The organism is Neotamlana laminarinivorans, from assembly GCF_020523925.1.
GTDB classification, from domain to species: Bacteria; Bacteroidota; Bacteroidia; order Flavobacteriales; family Flavobacteriaceae; genus Neotamlana; species Neotamlana laminarinivorans.
Map to the genome: position 1 here is coordinate 93,201 of NZ_JAJAPW010000005.1, position 20,667 is coordinate 113,867.

The window sequence follows — 20,667 nt, forward strand, 5'->3', positions numbered from 1 at the left end:
TGATAACAAAAAATTAACATAATTCATCATTTTATCAAAATTCTAAAATAACTCAAAAATCAAATAATGAAAAAACTAACGTATTTAATGTTTTCGTTTGTTTTTGTGTGCACTACTTTAATGGCACAGGAGCAAGAGAAACCACAAGGTCATACAGACCAAAACAAATTTAGGCAAATGAAAGATTTGCTGGCCACACCAAACACCACAAGAACGGCTTCTGGAGCTCCGGGTTACGAATACACCCAACAAAAAGTGGATTATGTAATGGATATTCGTTTAGATGAAGAAAAGAATCAAATTTTTGGTGAAGAAAAAATAACTTATCACAATAATTCTAAAGACCATTTAGAATATTTATGGCTTCAGTTAGATCAAAATATGAGAGCTAAAGACTCTAAAACTCCTGATGCTAATGAAGAAAGTTTTAGAACGCCATTTAACGGACCGCAATCTTTTACAAAAGCCAATTTAAAAGATAGATTTGATGGTGGTTTTAATATTGAATATGTTAAAAACGAAAATGGATCTCCATTATCACACACTATTAATAGAACCATGATGCGTATTAACTTACCTAAGCCTTTGGCCCCTGGAGAAGTTTTTAAATTTAGCATAAAATGGTGGTATAATATTAACGACATTAATGTTGATGGCGGACGTTCTGGTTTAGAAACCTTTCCAGATGGAAACATAAATTATACTATTGCTCAGTTTTTTCCAAGATTGTGTGTTTATAATAACGTAGAAGGATGGCAAAATATGCAATTTTGGGGGCGTAGCGAGTTTGCTTTAGAGTTTGGTCGTTATGATGTTAAAATTACAGCACCTGCAGATCATATATTAGAAGCTACAGGAAAATTACAAAACCCTAAAGATGTTTACACTAAAGAGCAACTTAAACGATTTGAACAAGCTAAAAAAGCCTTTAAAGATCCAGTTTTTATAGTAACTCAAGAAGAAGCAGAAGAAAACGAAAAGGGCAGAAGCAAAAAAACAAAAACATGGCATTTCATAGCCGATAATGTTCGCGATTACGCATTTGCATCATCCAGAAAATATATTTACGATGCTATGGCCGTAAATATTAACGGTAAAACTGTAATGGCTATATCTTTATATCCAAAAGAAGGAAATCCATTATGGGAAGAACACTCAACTAGAGTGGTAGCAAATACTTTAGAGGAATACTCTAAATACACATTCGATTATCCATACAGCAAGGCTATTTCAGTACACTCTGAAAGACAAGGTATGGAGTACCCAATGATCTGTTTTAACTACGGTCGCCCTAATCCAGATGGAACATATTCAGCAAGATTAAAACGCGGAATGATTGGGGTAATTACTCACGAAGTTGGTCATAACTTTTTCCCAATGATTGTAAACAGTGATGAGCGCCAATGGACTTGGATGGACGAAGGTATAAACTCGTTTGTTGAAACATTAGCCGAATTAGATTATGATCCTAATTACATTACAGGAAACTTACCTAAAGATATTGTGCCATACATGGGCGGCGATCAAAACTATATTTCTCCTATTATGTCTCAAGGAGACTATGTATATAAATTTGGTCCTAATGCATACACTAAACCAGCTGCTGGTTTATATATGTTGCGTCAAACCATAATGGGCCCAGAATTGTTCGATTATGCTTTTAGAACGTACTCACAACGTTGGATGTTTAAACACCCAACTCCAGCAGATTTCTTTAGAACTATGGAAGATGCTTCTGGTATGGATTTAGATTGGTTCTGGAGAGGTTGGTTTTATACAACAGATTATACCGATATTGGGGTTAAAAAAGTTACTGAATATTATTTAACAGATCAGCCAACTGAAGAAGCAGAAGCTCAAGCGAAGCGTTATAATATGAATCTTGAAGAATATAAAGATAAATTAATTTATTATGCCGAAGCTAAAAATGGTGTTCCTGCTAATGCTAAATCGGCTTCAGATTTTTCAGTTTTAAATGAGTACATTGCTAGTTTATCTGAAGAAGAAAAAGCGCAATTAAAAGAAGCTCCAAAACATTTTTATCAAGTTACTTTTGAAAAACCAGGCGGATTAGTAATGCCAATTATTTTAGACATAACTTACGAAGATGGAACAAAGGAAAGAAAAACATTCCCAGCTCAAATTTGGAGATTTAACGATAAAGAAGTAACTAAGGTATTTAAAACAACAAAAGCCATTACAAGCTTTGTTGTAGACCCAGATTTGGAAACTGCCGATGTTGATACTTCAAATAATACTTGGCCAAGAGATAACCAAAATGCTTTTGACAAGTTTAAGGATAACGTAAAACAATAAAAAGTATTAAAAAATATTTAAAAGCCGATTTTTTATAATCGGCTTTTTTTATTCTAACAAAACAACACCTATATTTGCATCGTGATACAAAACCCTACATTATTATTTATAAGCGGTCCAGAAATAGCTTTTATCTTATTTATTGCTATAATGGTTTTTGGCGCAGATAAACTACCCGAAATAGCTCGAGGTTTAGGAAAAGGTATGCGCACACTTAAAGACGCTACTAACGATATTAAACATGAAATTACCAAAACAGCACAAAATAGTGGTATAGACACAAGTGTTGCTTCTGACGTAAAAAAAGAAATAGATAAAGTAAAAGATGATATCGAAGATTTCGCTGGTTCAGTAAAGCGTAAAATGTAATCTTTTCATTATTTTTTTAAGTTTATTTTAACATTTTACCAATTCTATTAGCCATTTACCGATTTTATTGAGTTGATTTATATGGATTTGGTATATTTGAAATACCAAATCGTAAAATACAACCTACTCAATGAAAACTCTTCTACTTAGTTGTTTTCTTAGCTTTTCAATATTGGCGTTTGCCAATGATGAAAGGGAAATTATCAAGAAAATTGATAATATAACTTCATCTGCTTCTCAATTTTTAGAAAATAAAAATATTGTAAAAGCTTTTCAAGAATTTGTTCAAGCCAAAACGTTATCCGATTCCATTCAAGATCACTATGGTAGTGCTATAGCCAATTTTAATATTGGAAATATTTATAATTTAATGGAAAACCACGACTCGGCAAAGTTGTATTATGGTATGGCATTAAAATCGTTAACAGATTTGGAGGATGATTATTTATATGCTAATATCAACTTAAATTTGGCAAAAATTTATACAAAAGAAATTAGTTATGTAAAAGCTACCCATTATTTTAATGAGGCCTTAAAATATGCCGCAAACTACCCGAAACTTAATGGAAATGATTTGCATAAAACAAAACAGGTTTATTTTGAAGCAAGATTAAATTTATGTGAATTGTTAATTTCTAAAGGTAATTTAGAAGATGCTTTATTAAGTTTATTAAAAATTAATGAATATGTAGAAGCAGATAAAATAAACAATTTTTATCAAGGTTATTACAATCATGTTTTTGGTTTATACTATGCAAAAAAAGAATTGTTTAATAATGCTACCAAACATTTTAGAAAGGCAATTCCATTACTTAGCGATACATCAGAGAGCTTAAATTTGCTTAGCAAAGTTTATATGCAATTATCAATGTCTTTAGCAAAATCTGGTAAAAGCACAGAGGCTTATTTAACCTTGTTAGAACATAACAAATTCAAAGAAATATTTGAGAATAAGAAAAAAAACCAACAAGATTTATTAATTAAATCAAAATTCTTAATCGAAGATTATAAAAATAATGCAGAAAAAGCATATGCCGAAAAAAACGAGCAAATCCAAGTTGCAAACAAATTTAAAAAAATTAATAATGCGGTTATTATCACTTTAGTATTATTATTACTATCCGTACTAATTGTTTACAGTAGTTATGTCTCAAAACGAAAATTAAATAAAACGCTCGAAATTAAAAATAATGAACTAGAAATAGCTAAAGATGAAGCCGTTAAATCGGCAGAATTAAAAAGTAAATTTATTTCTAATGTATCACACGAGTTAAGAACACCGCTTTATGGTGTAGTTGGAATTACTTCTCTTTTATTAGAAAAAAACGATTTAAATGATAGTGATAAAAAATACCTAAATTCCTTAAAATATTCAGGTGATTATTTACTGAATTTAATTAACGATATATTACAAGTAGGTAAAATTGAAGCTGAAAAAGTTGAAATCAAAAATGTTTCAGTTAACCTTCCAGAAATGCTGCAGAATATAGTGAATACGTTTAATTATCGTTTAGAAGAAACTAATAATAAACTGTTACTATCTATTGATAATTATGTGCCACAATACATCTTTTGTGATAAAGTTAGATTATCTCAAATATTAATAAACTTAATAGGTAATAGTGTAAAGTTTACCACTAATGGTGTTATCAAATTAAATGTTAAATTATTAAGCAAGGAAGATGCTAAAGTAGGTTTACGCTTTGAGGTTGAAGATAACGGTATAGGTATACCCAAAGAAAAGTTTGATACAATTTTTGAAAATTTTTCTCAAATAGAAGAAAGTAATTTAAATTATCAAGGTACAGGTTTGGGGCTTTCTATAACCAAAAACCTTATTAATTTGTTTGGAGGAGATATTAAGGTTAAGAGTGAAGTTAATGTAGGTACTATTATTAGTTTTGAGCTAGATTTTAATGTAGATACCCAGAACACAATAAATAAGCCTAAAACAAAATCCTTTGAAAAACAAGCTTTAAAAACTGGTGCTGAAATTAAAATTTTAGTAGCAGAAGATAATAAAATAAACCAAGTAGTTACCAGAAGCTTATTAACTAAGCAAGGTTATACATGTTTTATAGTTGATAATGGTGAAAAAGCTCTAGAGGAAGTTCGAAATAATCATTACGATTTGGTATTGATGGATATAAACATGCCAGTAATGAATGGTAACGATGCAACTAAAGCTATTAGAAGATTTAATAATGAAATTCCTATTATAGCTTTAACAGCAGCAGATATTGATGATGTTAGCAAAAATTGTAATGAAATCGGTTTTAACGACTATATAATTAAACCTTTTGATAATTATGAATTTTTCCAAGTTATTTCAGAAAATCTTCAAAATTCAAATGTTAACAAAGAAGTGCACACACAAAAAGTTATGACTCCAAAATTAAAAGTAATCAAAGCATCATAAATTTATGAGTAGAAAATAGAAAAACCGAATGTATATTTTAATATTTCGGTTTTCTTGTTTTATCATAATCATTCAATTTTTTATTAGTTTTTTTACCAAAGTTCCTTGAGTATTTTTAAACCTTAAAAAATGTATTCCTTTATTAAGTTGTTGCAATGATAAGTTATGCTCGTTTTTATTAATTATAAATTGCAACTCTAATATTCCTTGTAAATTGTAAACTTCAACCTTAGTATTTATTGCATTCCCTATGGTTATAATATTTGTTGCTGGGTTAGGATAAAGTTTTATTTGGTTTAATGTTTTGCTATTAGTGCCTAAAGTATTGCTGCCGTAAACTTCTACTTCCGCAAGAGAAATAGCTCTATTCGAAGTTTTAGATATTTTTACAATTTTACCAACTGTTGTTCCAACATCAATAGTTAATGGGCGGCTACTTGGGTAAGTGGCATAAAATTGAGAAAAAGTAACATCGCCGTTAGCATTGATAATTTCTACAGTGAAATTATTTAAATCATCAATATAATTACTTCCTGTTCTGCCATATACTTTAATTTCATTAATGGTTTTGTCTGCTCCTAAATCTACTTGCCACCATTTAAGGACACCGTCGGCACCGTGTTCTGTGTGAGTAACAGAATTTCCTCCAAAATTTCCATCCGTATTTCCATCGTTTGCTCTGCTTGCTTCACCTTCGTAAGCTGTACTCGATTGAGATGCAATACCACCATTTGAAGCCAATGCTAAATTAATTGACTCTTCGGTTTCTGCATGAAATTCAAACCAATCAATATTAAATTCGTTATTGCCAAAATAAATATAAACGTCGTGAATACCTGTTACTTCTTGGTTTAAAGGCACGGTTACTTCTTGCCAAACTTCCCAGCCACCAGTTTGTGGTACTGTAGCTGTGGCAATCATGGTACCATCGTACGGGTGACTTAACATAACGTTTATATAGCCTGAAGTGGTACTAAGTCCCGCAAGGTTTAATGTGATTTCTGCCGGACTTGTTGACGTAAAATCTACGTTGCTATAGCGAATCCAATCGCCATCATGAATACCACCAAGATATTCGTCGTTTATTGGTATAACACCAAGCATACCGCAATAGCTTAATGCATCTATTTGAGTATAAGCATCATATGAAACACCAAAGCATTCGTCATTTTGAAAATAAAAATTATCGAACTTTAACCATGTTCCTGTACCTTCAGTAAATACAAAATATATGTCGTGAATTCCTGTTAGTTCACTACTTGTATAGCTTTTAAATACATCGTATGTGTTCCAGTCGCCGGTGCTTTCTACAGATATTGTTGCAAGCAAAGTACCGTCTACAGCACCGCTTCTAACTTCTACTTTACCATTTGAAGTTGCTGAAGCCAGAATTTCTATAGCATTATAAACATCGTCATACCCAAAATCGACATTCGAGAATTTTATGTAATCTGTGTTTTCTATATCGCTGACTACATCGTTAAAAATAGAAAGGTTTTCAATTGTAACACCATTACCATCACAATAATCTTCGGCGCTTAAACGGAAAAACGGATTATAACTTGTTGTACAAGGGTCTTCAACAAACTTAATGACATCAATATTAAAAAGCCATCCAGTATCTGAGGGCGAATTTGCAACAAAATATAAATCGGTTGTACCAGTAATAGTTTGGTTTAAATTAGCAGAATACTCTTGGTAAGTTAAATAATTACCAGTGCTTGAAATAGGAATTGTAGCCAAAAGCGTACCTGTTGCACTGCCTTGTCTAACCTGTAACGACACATTGTCTTTTGTACCAGAAGCTTTAACTGTTACCGACGCCATGTTTGTTAAATCGATGGAGCTAAAACTTATCCAATCGCCAGAATTTATACCATACACTTCACGTTCGTTGGTGTCGCCTGCTATATCTTGAGTGCCAATACTTAGCATGTTGTCGTAACATTCGGCCTGCAAATTGTCTGCACGGTTATCGCAAGGTCTAATATAATCACAGGTTGTTAAGGTTGTAATTGTGTTTCCAGAACCATTATCGGTAACAGGGCCACAAGAATAAATATCGCAATTTGTTGCAGTTTCTAAAATAACAGGATATTTTGTGTTATTAGTAAATGTAATATTTTCGGCACTTCGAGATGGTGGCGGTTCAACAGATCCTGTTAAAAATCTATTCGCGTATCTATGGCCTCCTAACACAATTTGGATATCCGGATTATAGTATGTTGTGCCATCGTGTATAGTAATATTGTGATTTGTTCCACCTGCAAAAAAGTAGGGAGTATTTCCAATTTTAGGTATGTAATTGTCTAAAATAGTAACCTCGTAAGTGGCGTTCGAGCGATGAATGTCTTCCGATAAAATAGGTCCAACAGAAGCATCTGCAAAACAATTAATTACATCGCCGTCGTTACCAAGCCAGAAACCACCTTCGCAAGCTAGAGCGGTACAGTTTTCTATACGTTTATTATCGCCACCTTCTGCGCCGGTATTAACACCAACACGCATTTTTACGATGGTACAATCTATAACCGTAGTATTCAAGGTTTGTCTTGCAGTTTCATCGGTTGGGTTTCCTTCACTATCGTAAACCACACCGTTTGAATATGCTCTAATTCCAGCTTCTTGTAAGCTAAAAGTATAATCGCTTGTATGATCTTTTAAATTGAAGTCCCAAACGGTTTCAAAATCGACATTGTCGGCAGGAGAATCGGTACCTTCTTCTTGAAGCATTTCGCCTACTGTTCTTAATTCACCTTCAACATAACAGCCTTCAATAATAGCGTCGTGAGAGCCTTGTACAAAAATACCATGACCATAAGCACGCATAATAACTGTACAGTTTTTTAGATGATTTCTGTCTCCTCTAACTAACATGCCTGCATGTTTGTTATGAGCAATTACAGAGCCACCGCCTTTACCAAAAGTATCTCCGTAGCCATAAGGAAAAGAGCCTCTTGTGGTTGTTTTAAAGCCTTCTATTAAGTTGTCTGCCCCATCTAGGTGTAAAGTGCCTGCGCCTTTTGTAGGAACAGTCATGCCAATATCTTCAAGGGTTAAGTTTTTGTAAGTATTGTTGCTACCTACTGGCCAAAATTCTATAATATCTACATTGCCATACAAGGTGAAAATTTCGGTATCAATTTCAAACTTAACGTCTGTAAAATCAAACGTTGAATTATTTCCTGTAAATAATAATAGTCTAGGATCATCAAAAAGTTTGCCCTCACCACAGTTACTGGTATTGAAATAATAGGTTCCTGGCGTCATAACAAAATTGCCATTATCTTCGTCTAACCTATCTTTTAATTCTGCAAGAGAATTAATTGTTGTTTGAGCTCCAGATTTGGCTGCAATAAGCAGCATCAAACACAAAATTAATTGAGTAATGTTTCTCATAATAATTAGTTTTATTTGGTCTTATTTAGTTTTTATAAAAGAACAAATAAAGCTTATGTATGTTTTTTATTTATGACTCAATGGCTGTAAAATATAACCCATTTAGTTAAACGAAAATCAATATTTATTAGAATTATATAGCGTTTATAGAGTTGTCTAAATTAAAATCAACATTATTTTATAGTTAATGCATCATGGTTTAAAGAGGAGAATGTTTTAAACGATTATTATTGTTATAAATTAAATAGGTTTACAGGAATGTAAAATGTTTTAATTATGACTAAACCAAACTAAATATTATACATGTTAAGTAAAATTTCAATTTTAAGTTTATTGTCAATGGTCGTTTTGTTTACAAGTTGCCATTCAAAATTTAAGCATCAATACACAACAACAGCTCACGGTGTAAGTATTGAAAATGATAGTGTAATTATTGATGTTGAAATAATAAATGAAGCCATTATTCATGTTAATAAAATGAAATTAGGGAGTGAGCCAACTTCAATTCCCGATTATGTAACAGTTTTAGAACCGCAAAATGTGGAATGGAGCATTACTGAGTCGACAGATAATTTAAGTATTGAAACTGAAGTATTAAAAATAGAAATTAGTACTGAAGGTGAAATAGTTTATAAAACTAAAAATAGCCAGAGTTTAGTTTCAGAAACAAACGAAAAAACGTTCATTAACTTAAATCCAGAAGTTTCTCATCCGGTTTCACAAGCATTTACAGCTGGCGACGAGGCGCTTTACGGTTTAGGGCAGTTTCAAAGTGGCATCATGAACTGGAAAAACGTGCCCATTCGTTTGCAACAATACAATCAAGAAATTGCTATTCCGTTTTTGGTTTCAACAAAAGGTTACGGTATTTATTGGCATAATTATAGTTTAACAGATTTTAATATGCCTGAAAATGAAATTGAGTTCGCTTCCGCGGAAGTGTTGCCAGACGCTCCAAAGAATAAGGAAACAAAAATAGAAGGCGAGAAGGAAGATGTAGCATCGCATATATCAAAACAAAATATATCTAAAAATATTCGTGAAACCACCTTTACGCCAACACAAACCGGTGAATATACCTTTTTAGCTTTAAGTGATAATAATGGACGAATGCGAGGCGAAATAAAAGTAACTATCGATGGTGACGACATCATCAACTACGAAACCATTTGGATGCCGCGTCGTTATTCTGGGAAAAAATATTTAGAAGCCGGTAAAACCTATAACGTCGTATTTCAAAATACAGGCGCTAAAATACCAGGGAAATTATTTTATAACACGCCCGATTTTAACAAAACCGTGTTTAGCAGCACGCAAGGAAACGCCATCGATTATTATTTAATTCAAGGAGATAACCCAGAAAAGGTAATTTCAGAATATCAAAACCTTACAGGAAAAGCACCATTATTTCCTAAAACAGCTTATGGTTTTTGGCAATGTCGAGAGCGCTATCATAACCAAGAAGAATTGTTAGAAAATGCAAACGAAATGCGCAAGCGTCAAATTCCATTCGATAATATTGTGCAAGACTGGTTTTATTGGCCAAAAGGAACTAAGGGGCCAGAATGGGATCCTGCTAAATACCCAAACCCAGATGCCATGGTCGATGAGTTAAAAAAATTAAACTTAAAACTAATGGTTTCGGTTTGGCCGGAAGTAAAAAATAAAGCACTAGAAGAAAAATATAATCTAAAAAAAATAGAGAGTTCTAATTATGTAGATATTTATGATACAGGCGTAAGCGAGCGTTTTTATAAAATGATTAGCGACTCTATGTTTCAAAAAGGTGTGAGTTCTATTTGGCTAGACGGCACAGAGCCAGAAGGTGTTACCGATGCAACTAAAATGACTGCTGTTGGTCGTTTTAATGAGGTTCAAAATCCATATTCCTTAGAGGTTACAAGAGCTATGTATGAAGGTCGCAGAAACGAATTCCCAAACGAGCGTGTGTTTAACTTAACACGTTCTGCCTATGCAGGACAGCAACGCTACGGTGCTACATCTTGGTCTGGCGATGTTGAAGCGTCTTGGGAACAATTAGAAGAGCAAATTTCTGCCGGACTTAACTTTACCATGGCAGGTATTCCATATTGGACCCACGATATTGGTGGCTTTTTTAGAGATTCAAAATCAATTAATCCACGTTTCGATAACCAATACACCAATCCAGAATTTATCGAGTTATTAACGCGTTGGTTTCAATTTGGGGCCTTTAGTCCTATTTTTAGAATTCATGGTTATAAATCGGAAACCGAAATCTGGCGATACAATCAAGAGTTTGAAGACATGGCTCGAAAATTTATCGATATTCGTTACCAACTCATGCCATACATTTATTCTGATGCTTGGAAAGCCACTACCACCGGAAAATTAATAATGGCGCCATTGGCATATCAATATCCAAACGATAAAAATGTTTGGGGTATAAAAGATCAGTTTTTATTTGGAGAATCTATTATGGTAGGTATTGTTACAGAATACAAACAACGCCAAAAAGCAATGTATTTGCCAGAAGGGACTTGGTACAACTTCTGGAACGATAAACAAGTTGAAGGAAACCAAAAAATAACGGTTAATGCCGAACTTGATGAAACACCAATTTTTGTAAAAGCTGGAAGTATTTTACCAATTGGGCCTAAAGTGCAAAATGTAACCGATAGTACTGAGAAACCAATTAATATAATGGTTTATCCTGGTGAAGATGCTAAATATACCATGTATTTAGATGATGGAGCATCTTATAATTACGAGGATGGTTCTTATTCTGAAATTGAATTTTCTTATTCAGAATCTACCAAAATCCTAACCGTAAAAAAGGGTGAAGGTGATTATCACGATTTTAAAAATACGCCAATAGAATTTACGTTTCAAATGATTGGAAAAAGTCGTGTCGACCAAAAATATTTTGTTGGAGAAGAACTTACAATTCAGTTTTAAAAATGAAAAAATTAATCTTAATTCTTCTTTGTGTTTTTACGTGTTTTGGGGTAAACTTTAATATTGAAGCTCAAAAATCCAAACAACCCAATATTATTTTTTTAATGACCGACGACCAGCGTTGGGATAATATGGGATGCTACGGAAGGTCTGAGTTTTACACACCAAACCTCGATAGTTTGGCAGCAAAAAGTGTGGTTTTCGATAATGCATATTACGCCGTAGCTATTTGTATGCCAAGTCGAGTTACCATGATGACAGGGCGTTATAATTCCAATCATCGCGTAGGTTTTGTGGCTCCAGATAATTACACTTTGTCTCAAACCGATTTAGCTAAAACTTATCCTGCCATGCTAAAAAATGCAGGATACAGAACTGGTTTTGTTGGTAAAGTAGGTTTTACAGTTACCGAAAATGGACAACGACCTAGTATTCCAAAAGAACATTTTTACAAAGAAAATTTAGGGCAAACTTTCGATTTTTTTGCGGGTAGCGAAACACGCCCAACTAAAGGTTTAGTGTTATGGCCGGAAAACGATGAAGCGCTTAAAGAAATTTACAAACCAGGAAGAACAAATACAGGTAGAACCTTAAAAACTGGCGAAGCCATGTTAAGGTTTATTGATACGCAACCAGAAGATCAGCCGTTTTGCTTATCGGTGAGTTTTTATGCGGTAAAGCATGATTCCGATAAACACATGTATATGTCTCATTTTGAGCAATTTAAAAATGAGGAGTTTTCGGTTCCTGAAAACTACGTTGAAGGCGATAATGAAAAATTGCCACAAGTTGTAAAAGAAAATGCTCGTGGTGTTTATTTGCATCGAAACAGGTCTTCAAAACCCGAGCAATATCAGCGATTAGTGCGCCGATTTGCGACACAAGGTTACTCGGTAGACGACCAAGTGGGGAAACTAATTAAAAAACTAAAAGAGAAAAATTTACTCGATAACACTATAATAATTTATACTAGCGATAACGGGCGTTTTCAAGGTTCGCATGGACTTTTTGATAAATGTTTGTTGTACGACGAGTCGGTTAAAGCACCACTAATTATTTACGATGGTCGAAAATCAGCTTCAGCGCAAAGTAGGCGAGAAGATGCGTTGATTTCTTCAGTAGATATGGCGCCTACCATAGTTTCAATGGCTGGTTTAAAGCCGGCAAATATCATGCAAGGTCGAGATATTACAAAGGTTTTAAACCAAACTCAAGATTTGTCGCAATGGCGAGACACTGTGTTTATGGAAGATTTGTTTTTAGTAGATATGTTTAAAGCCAAAAACAGTAATAATCCAGAGGCATTAAATCAAGAATTAATTAAAAATAATAAATCGTATCGAGCAAGAGGTGTGCGCACTAAAAAGTGGAAATATTTTGTGTATTACGAGCACGAACCTAAAATAGAAGAATTGTACGATGTAGAAAAGGATCCTTTAGAGCAAAATAATTTAGCTAATAACATAGAGTATCAAAACACTCTAAAAAAATTAAGAGAAAAAACTAACGATTTATATTTACAAATAATCGAATAATATTTTAGAAGTTTTTGGAGTATAATTGATAGCTTTTGAATAATAGTTTATATCTAAATATTACGCATAAATTAATTTTATCAACACTAAACAAAACTTAATTTTATATGATATTTTCAAATAAACTAAATATGGTAAAGTCTACCTATTTGTATATATTACTTAGTGTTTTTCTGATTTTTTATTCAAAAGTATATGCTCAAATCAAAGTAAACTCTTTACAGGAATTATTACCGTATTTAGATGATGATAACGCTGAGGTGAAGTTAAATCCAGGGGTTTACACTATTACCGAAGAAGATGTAAAAAACGGACTTTACAACTACGAAGTCAAACTAAAAAACACGAGTAAAGTATTGTTGCTTTTTAAAGGAAATAATAGTACTTACGATTTTTCAGGTGTAACTTTAAATATCGAGACAAAGGTGTTACAAGCTTTTGGAAAGCATCAAATACACGAATTGCGAATCATCGGTAATAACAATATTCTTAAAAATTTAACCATGGCCGATGTTGGTTCTGTGCATGATGCACCAGCTAGACGAGCAGTTAATGTTGTTATGGATGGAAAACATAATTTAATTGAAGGTTTTAATGTTACAACAAAAGGTTCGTTTCCTTATGGCTATGGTGATGCATTTGGCAAAGGCGGTAAGGCAGTTATTCCGCACAGAAAACACAGCGCATGTTTAATTCGGGGAGAATCAAATCATTTAAAAAACTCTAATTTTATTCATAAAAGTTACGGGCATTGTATATTCATGCAAGCGGCTAATAATCCAATAATTGAAGGTTGCAATGTAGTTGGAGAAGTGCGTAAAACCGATGATATGTTAGCCGAAACTTCGGGACCAGCTTTTGATGTAAATTTTATGACAGTTTGGGGTTATAAACTTCCAAAAGGCTATATGTTAAGTACTGGAGAAGCTGGGATTAGAGCTTATAACGCAGGTGAAACTATTATTGATGGTAAGGAAATTAGAAGAGGAACATCTAACCCAACCATAATTAATAATACTATAAAATTCATGCGAACAGGTGTTACTATTGCACACGCTACTGGAAAAAAATATGTTGAGGGGTGTAAAGCTATTGCTTGCGAAAACGGATTTTCATTAGGATCAGGAATAGCAGTTAATTGTAGTGCAGATTGCGCTTATGGCCCGGTGTATTCAACAACCTACGAGAAAGACAAAAATTATCATGCTAATATTACTATTTTACCAGCCTCTGTTCCATATTATAATGGTTCAGGGTCTGTAGCTTATATTGGGGGGAGCGAGCATGATATAATATTTACAGCTTCTAAAGATGTATACTGTAAAGGCTTAGCCATTAAAATTGGTGGCGATAAAAATAATATACGCCTTAAAAATGGCAACTTTCCGCATCAAAACGATTTTAAAGCTTATAATTTTAAACTAAATAATCAAACCTCTTTCCCTGTTTCTTTATCTAATAAAAGTACGGGAGTTAAAGTTAAATCTTTAGGAAAGGTAACCGATTTAGGAACTGGAAATAAAATAGAACAAATAAATTAATGATTATGAAGAATAGCAAAAAAAAACATTTATTTGCTAGATTAATTATAGTAACCATTTTCCTTGTTGTAAGCTGCAAACCCAATAAAAAAGAATCAATCGAAATACTTAAAACAGATAAGCCAAATGTTATTGTGCTTATGGTAGACGATGTAGGGTACGGCGATATTGCAGCCCATGGTAACGAATGGATTAAAACACCAAATATCGATAAATTACACAGTGAAAGCACGCGGTTAACCAACTTTCATGTTAGCCCAACGTGTGCGCCAACTCGTGCCGCATTTATGACGGGGCATCATAATTACAGAACCGGTGTATTTTTTACCATTAAAGGGCGTTCGCTTATTCTTGAAAAAGAAAAAACAATGGCTCAAGTGTTTAAAGATAATGGCTATAATACCGCTATGTTTGGTAAATGGCATTTAGGCGATAATTATCCGTTTCGTCCACAAGATAAAGGTTTCGATGAGGTGTTAATGAATAATGGCGGGGGCGTAGGACAAACTATGGATTACTGGAATAACGATTATTTTGACGACACCTATGTGCATAACGGAAAGTTAGAAAAGTTTGAAGGCTATTGTACCGATGTTTGGTTCGAAAATGCTAAGAAATATATTGGTGAACATAAGGACGAACCGTTCTTTTGCTATTTAGCAACAAATGCAGCGCATTCACCGTATTGGGTCGATAATAAATATTTAGATCCATATAAGGATAACGAAAATATTCCTAACGCCGCTTTTTATGGAATGATTACGAATATCGATGAAAACCTTGGTAAGTTAGTCGATTATTTAAAGTCGATTGACTTAATGGATAATACTATTTTAGTGTTTACTTCAGATAATGGTTCTGCTGCCGGAAATAAAATGGGAGAAGGGCAAGATCGTTTAGATGGTTTTATAGCCAAAGGAAATAACGCCGGTATGCGAGGTGTAAAAGCGAGTATGTACGAAGGTGGTCACCGCGTTCCATTTTACATCCATTGGAAAAATGGAGGTATAAATGTAGGTAAAGATATTAATGATTTAACAGCGCATTATGACATATTTCCGACATTGGTAGAGCTTTGTGATTTAGAATTAAAAGAAGATTTAAAATTTGATGGTTCAAGTTTAGTGCCTTTAATGAATGGCGATAATTCTAATTTTGACGACCGTATAGTTTACGTAAACACACAATTTTCTACAGACCCTGTGCCTTGGAAACGTACTGCATTAATGCATAAAAATTGGCGACTTGTTGAAGGAACAGAATTATACGATTTAAATATAGACCCAGAGCAGCGCACCAATTTAGCCGATAAATACCCAGAAAAAGTTGAATTATATAAAACGGAATATGATAAATGGTGGGCAGAAATAGAACCTACTTTTGTTGAGAAACCATTTTTTATTGTAGGTAACGAAGCCGAAAACCCAACCACCTTGTTTTGTCACGATTGGCATAGCGAAACCTTTACACCTTGGAAACAAGACCACATTCGCACAGGGCAAATAAATAATGGCTTTTGGCGAGTAAAGGTTGAAGAAGCTGGAACTTACACTATAAAATTACGTCGCTGGCCAGAAGAAACACATTTGCCATTGGGCGCCAAAGCACCGCTTCGTCCGGCACTCGAAGGAACAAGTGTAACGGCAAGTAAAAAAAGCAAGGCTTTAAATATTAAAAATTCAAGAATAGAAATTCAAGATATTAAAAAGTCTAAATCAGTAAATCTTGATGAGGAATATGTTGAGTATAAAGTAGAATTAGAAAAAGGAGAAACACATTTAAAGACCTGGTTTACTTTAGAAGATGGTGTGGAAATTGGAGCCTATTATGCCACTATAGAAAAGCAATCATAAATTAAAACGAATGAAAAAACATTATATATTTCAATCGGTTTTATTGTTTATGTTTTTAGGACTGCTAGGTTGTAAAAATAAAATTGAATTAAATGCTAACTTGAAAAAAGAAGCTAAAAGACCTAATTTTTTGTTTGTTTTAGTTGATGATCAATCACCTTTCGATTTACAAACCTATAATCCAGCGTCAATATTAGAAACGCCAACAATTAGTAAATTAGCCGAAGAAGGTATCGTGTTCGAAGAAGTTCGCCATATGGGCTCAATGAATGGCGCAGTTTGTACACCGTCGCGCCATATGATTATGTCTGGGCGCACACTTTGGCATTTACCACCAAGTGCAGAATTTCAAAAACAAACCGATCCGCATGAAATCGATGAGCAAACTATTGGTGCCATTTTTAATCGTGCAGGTTATAAAACCATGCGTACTTGTAAAAAAGGCAACTCGTATCCCGGAGCAAACAAGCAATTTACAGTATTTCATGATGCAACAAAACGTGGCGGAACCGATGAAACGGGAAGCCCTTGGCACGCCAAACAAGTATTAACTTACTTAAACCAAAGAGAAAAAACCAAAGAAGACGATCCGTTTTTTATTTACTTTGGGTTTTCACATCCACACGATAGGAGAGATGGGACACCAGAATTGCTAGAAAAATATGGTGCTGTAAATCATCGCGATAAAAATGCGTTACCAGCATTAAACGAAAAGCAACCACAATTACCAGAAAATTATTTAGAAAAACACCCGTTTCATCATGGACATCCTAATTTACGAGACGAAACGCGTGTAAGTGGCGTTTGGGAAAACCGAGACGAAAATACCATTAGAAACGAGTTGGGTAGAGAATTTGCATGTTCAGAAAATATCGATATTCAACTTAATAAAGTTTTAGCCAAATTAGAAGCCATGGGCGAGTTGGATAATACTTATATTATTTACACTGCCGATCATGGAATGGCTATTGGTCGTCACGGACTTCAAGGAAAACAAAACTTATATGAACATACATGGCGCGTACCGTTTATTGTAAAAGGACCTAATTTGCCTAAAGGAAAACGTGTAAAAGGAAGCGTTTATTTATTAGATGTGTTACCAACGTTATGCGATTTGGCAAATATTGAAATACCTGAAACTGTTGAGGGTAATAGTTTTACTTCGGTTTTAAATGGTGAAACAGAATCTATGCGCGAGGTTATGTACGGCGTATATTGTGGTGGTACCAAACCAGGTATGCGAACCGTTAAAAAAGGAGATTGGAAACTAATTAAATACGATGTGTTAGAAGGGCAAGTAAAAGAAACACAGTTGTTTAATTTGGCTGAAAATCCGCTTGAATATTTACCTGAGCATGGTAAAGACGGCGAGTTACTAACCAATTTAGCGAACAATCCTAAATATGCCGATAAGCTTGCAGAAATGGAAGCTTTGTTGCTAGAACAAATGGTACACTATGGCGATCCTTATCGCTTATGGAATCAGCCACAAATTAATTAGTTATTTATTATTAAAAATAGAATGCTGTATTTCAATTAAGAGATACAGCATTTTTTATGCGTTTTATTTTCTAAACGAACCATAATTTATACATAAAGAACTCTAGTTTAAAATATAAACTTTAATAATCTTATAATATTACGCTACCAACTAAACTAAATAATTTCATCATGACTAATTTTAATAAGAAGCTATTAAGCATTCTGGCTTTAGCTTTGTGCATATTTAATTTTTCTCAAGCTCAACTTGTTCATCCAGGGATTTCTCATAAATTATCAGATCTAGACCGCATGAAAGCTATGGTTGAAGCAGGTGTAGAACCTTGGGCAACTACTTATCAAAATTTAAGTAATAACTCAAAAGCGCAATATAACTACTCTGTTAATGTCGATCCAGCAATAACCACCGAATATAACAGTACTAGCGATGGTTGGTTTATTAACGATGGTACCGCGGCATATTATAATGCTTTAATGTGGTATATAACTGGAGACTCAAGGCATGCCGAAAAAGCCATAGAAATTTTTAATACCTGGAAAGGCTTAAAAAGAAATACCATGACAGTACCACTAAGTTCTGGTCGTATTTGGCGCATTATTGAAGCGGCCGAAATTATACAACATACATATGATGGATGGGTAGAAACCGATATTCAAGAGTTTAAAGATATGTTGGTATATCCTGGTTACTCAAATACTACAGTGCCTACGTCTGCGATAGCAAGTAACGATATAACATTTTATTGGCGTGTTTATCAAGGTGATCCAGCAAGACACGGTAACCAAGGATTGTTTTGTATGAGAACTATGATGGCAATGGCGATATTTTTAGATAATGAGATTATGTACGATAGAGCATTACGTTATCTACAAGGCTACACACATAGGGTTGATGATGTAGCTTATCCATCTGGACCTCCAATAAACAATAATCAGTTAGAAGGTTGCGAGTATTTTGATGAGTTTACTCAAAATGGATTTGAAACCACAATTACAGATTACGGCTATAACGAAGTAATTAGTAATTATATTTATGAAAACGGCCAATGTCAAGAATCTTCAAGAGATCAAGCTCATGGGCTTGCAGGGGTTTCAACTATAGCAGTTATGGCAGAAATGGCTTGGAGTCAAGGCGATGATTTATATGGTCATTTGAATAATCGTCCGCTTCTGGGGTTAGAATTTTATTATCGCTATAATTTAAGTTACGATAATTCATATCCAGACCAAAGCACGCCATGGGAGCCAACAGTAGCTTCAGGAGAATATATTGAGAGAAGCGATCGTTCTGGTCGATGGACATCATTAAAAATAAACCCTTATTTAGTTTGTAATACAGGTGAAGAATATAGGGAACGCGCTAAGCACAATCTTCAGCCTGTTTACGAAATGAATTTAGCGCATTATCGTGATCGATTACAAACCTTACCAAGCGACGATTATAAATGGTTACAAAGAGGTTTCGAATATTTAACTACTCAAATTGGCGTAGAAGGAGAAGGTACAGTGACCGATCATCCAGGTTTTGGGGGCTTAAAATTTCGAAGAGTAAGTCCTGGAGACCCAATTAGTGGTTTCGATAGTAATGGTTTGCCAATGTATAAAATGAATGATTTGTCTACGGTTATTGAGGCAGAGAATTTTGATTATTTTGTATTAAATGGTCAAGATAGAACATATAGTGATAATTCGAATAGTAATGAAGGTGGCGAGTATCGAACCGATGAAGCTGTCGATTTAGAAGTATGTAGCGAAGGCGGTTATTGTGTAACTAACATAGAAGGTGGCGAATGGCTAACTTATACCATAAATGTACCAGCTAATGGCATTTACAGTATAGGAATTCGTTATGCTTCAGAAAATTCCAACGGAAAAATAAAATTTAATTTAGATGGAGAAGATGTAACATCCGAAGTTGAAGTACCTTTTGGGGGTGCTAACTCTACAGGTTTAACCGACTGGAAAGATTATGAAGTAGCAAATCAGGTACATTTAAATCAAGGCGTTCAGGCTATGAAAGTTCTTTTTGGAGGTGCAAATAATGCTTTTCAATTAAACAATATCAATGTATCTCTTGTTGAGGCAGATCAAGATCCAGTTAATTTAGCTGTTTTATACGGTATTGCTTCACAATCAATAGATTCCGATCCTTGTCCTTACGGTGGTTGTGCAGAATTAGCTATAGATGGTAATACTAATGGAAACTTTGGTGGTGGTTCTGTTTCACATTCTGCACATGGAACAACTGACTCTTTAAAATGGTGGAAAGTAGACTTACAGAACAATTATAATATAGAAACTATAAATATTTATAACAGAACAGGAGGTTACGAAAGTAGACTTTCAGATATTACTTTAGAAATTAAAGATAGTAACAATAATGTGGTTTATAGCGAGTTTTTTGCTGGTTATCCTAACCCAATGTGGAGTATAGATATTGGTGGTGTTAAAGGTAAAGAGGTAACTATATCAAAAACTACCGACACCGGAATTACCTTGGCCGAAGTTGAGGTTTATGGCGTAGATGCGCCAGTAACATTATCGAAAAATAATTTTGAGTTTAAAAACAATATAAAGCTGTATCCTAATCCAGCTAATAATTTGCTTTATGTTACAAATGCTGAAAACTCAAAAATATCGATTTATAATATTTTAGGTACCAAGGTTCGTCAAAAAGATGTGATTAAAAACAATGAATATATTGATTTGTCAGGCTTAAAAAACGGTATGTATTTCGTGAAAATAAGTAAGGATGGTACTAATTCAACTCAAAGAATTATAAAGCAGTAACTCAATTT

Annotated in this window: 10 protein-coding genes; 9 read left to right on the plus strand and 1 reads right to left on the minus strand. The window is 33.9% G+C overall.

Annotation, left to right across the window (positions count from 1 at the left end; translation table 11 throughout):
• Positions 1-66: 66 nt before the first annotated feature.
• The 3 genes from LG649_RS12380 to LG649_RS12390 all read left to right on the plus strand — a co-directional run bounded on the left by LG649_RS12380 (position 67) and on the right by LG649_RS12390 (position 5,104).
• On the plus strand, positions 67-2,316 hold the full coding sequence (locus LG649_RS12380; protein ID WP_226544118.1) for a M1 family metallopeptidase: 2,250 nt from the start codon (positions 67-69) through the stop codon (positions 2,314-2,316).
• A gap of 81 nt (positions 2,317-2,397) precedes the next feature.
• Positions 2,398-2,685, plus strand: a complete 288-nt coding sequence (locus LG649_RS12385) for a Sec-independent protein translocase subunit TatA/TatB (RefSeq protein WP_226544119.1) — start codon at positions 2,398-2,400, stop codon at positions 2,683-2,685.
• Positions 2,686-2,815: 130 nt separating this feature from the next.
• Positions 2,816-5,104: a tetratricopeptide repeat-containing hybrid sensor histidine kinase/response regulator gene (locus LG649_RS12390; RefSeq protein ID WP_226544120.1), complete on the plus strand. Its 2,289-nt coding sequence runs from the start codon at positions 2,816-2,818 to the stop codon at positions 5,102-5,104.
• A gap of 72 nt (positions 5,105-5,176) precedes the next feature.
• Here the strand turns inward: LG649_RS12390 and LG649_RS12395 are convergent, their stop codons facing one another.
• The gene (locus LG649_RS12395) at positions 5,177-8,503 is read right to left on the minus strand and encodes a carbohydrate-binding protein (protein WP_226544121.1); all 3,327 of its coding nucleotides are present in this window, start codon (positions 8,501-8,503) and stop codon (positions 5,177-5,179) included.
• Between the two features lie 303 nt (positions 8,504-8,806).
• On the opposite strand from LG649_RS12395, the gene LG649_RS12400 reads away from it, so the two are divergent.
• From LG649_RS12400 to LG649_RS12425, 6 genes are all read left to right on the plus strand, one after another.
• Positions 8,807-11,440, plus strand: coding sequence for a glycoside hydrolase family 31 protein (locus LG649_RS12400; protein ID WP_226544122.1), 2,634 nt, complete (start codon positions 8,807-8,809; stop codon positions 11,438-11,440).
• Between the two features lie 2 nt (positions 11,441-11,442).
• A complete protein-coding gene (locus LG649_RS12405) occupies positions 11,443-12,975 on the plus strand; it encodes a sulfatase-like hydrolase/transferase (RefSeq protein ID WP_226544123.1) in 1,533 nt (510 codons plus the stop codon).
• A gap of 107 nt (positions 12,976-13,082) precedes the next feature.
• Positions 13,083-14,516, plus strand: coding sequence for a hypothetical protein (locus LG649_RS12410; protein WP_226544124.1), 1,434 nt, complete (start codon positions 13,083-13,085; stop codon positions 14,514-14,516).
• A 5-nt stretch (positions 14,517-14,521) separates the two neighbouring features.
• Positions 14,522-16,369: an arylsulfatase gene (locus LG649_RS12415; RefSeq protein WP_226544125.1), complete on the plus strand. Its 1,848-nt coding sequence runs from the start codon at positions 14,522-14,524 to the stop codon at positions 16,367-16,369.
• 10 nt (positions 16,370-16,379) lie between these two features.
• Positions 16,380-17,870, plus strand: coding sequence for a sulfatase-like hydrolase/transferase (locus LG649_RS12420; RefSeq protein WP_226544126.1), 1,491 nt, complete (start codon positions 16,380-16,382; stop codon positions 17,868-17,870).
• Positions 17,871-18,040: 170 nt separating this feature from the next.
• A complete protein-coding gene (locus LG649_RS12425) occupies positions 18,041-20,659 on the plus strand; it encodes a carbohydrate-binding protein (RefSeq protein WP_226544127.1) in 2,619 nt (872 codons plus the stop codon).
• Positions 20,660-20,667 lie beyond the last annotated feature (8 nt).

What these genes read in the sequence shown, in the direction of transcription:
- LG649_RS12380 (WP_226544118.1), top strand. Translation starts at nt 67, where the DNA reads ATGAAAAAACTAACGTATTTAATGTTTTCGTTTGTTTTTGTGTGCACT.
- LG649_RS12390 (WP_226544120.1), top strand. Translation starts at nt 2,816, where the DNA reads ATGAAAACTCTTCTACTTAGTTGTTTTCTTAGCTTTTCAATATTGGCG.
- LG649_RS12395 (WP_226544121.1), bottom strand. Translation starts at nt 8,503, where the DNA reads ATGAGAAACATTACTCAATTAATTTTGTGTTTGATGCTGCTTATTGCA.
- LG649_RS12400 (WP_226544122.1), top strand. Translation starts at nt 8,807, where the DNA reads ATGTTAAGTAAAATTTCAATTTTAAGTTTATTGTCAATGGTCGTTTTG.
- LG649_RS12405 (WP_226544123.1), top strand. Translation starts at nt 11,443, where the DNA reads ATGAAAAAATTAATCTTAATTCTTCTTTGTGTTTTTACGTGTTTTGGG.
- LG649_RS12410 (WP_226544124.1), top strand. Translation starts at nt 13,083, where the DNA reads ATGATATTTTCAAATAAACTAAATATGGTAAAGTCTACCTATTTGTAT.
- LG649_RS12415 (WP_226544125.1), top strand. Translation starts at nt 14,522, where the DNA reads ATGAAGAATAGCAAAAAAAAACATTTATTTGCTAGATTAATTATAGTA.
- LG649_RS12420 (WP_226544126.1), top strand. Translation starts at nt 16,380, where the DNA reads ATGAAAAAACATTATATATTTCAATCGGTTTTATTGTTTATGTTTTTA.
- LG649_RS12425 (WP_226544127.1), top strand. Translation starts at nt 18,041, where the DNA reads ATGACTAATTTTAATAAGAAGCTATTAAGCATTCTGGCTTTAGCTTTG.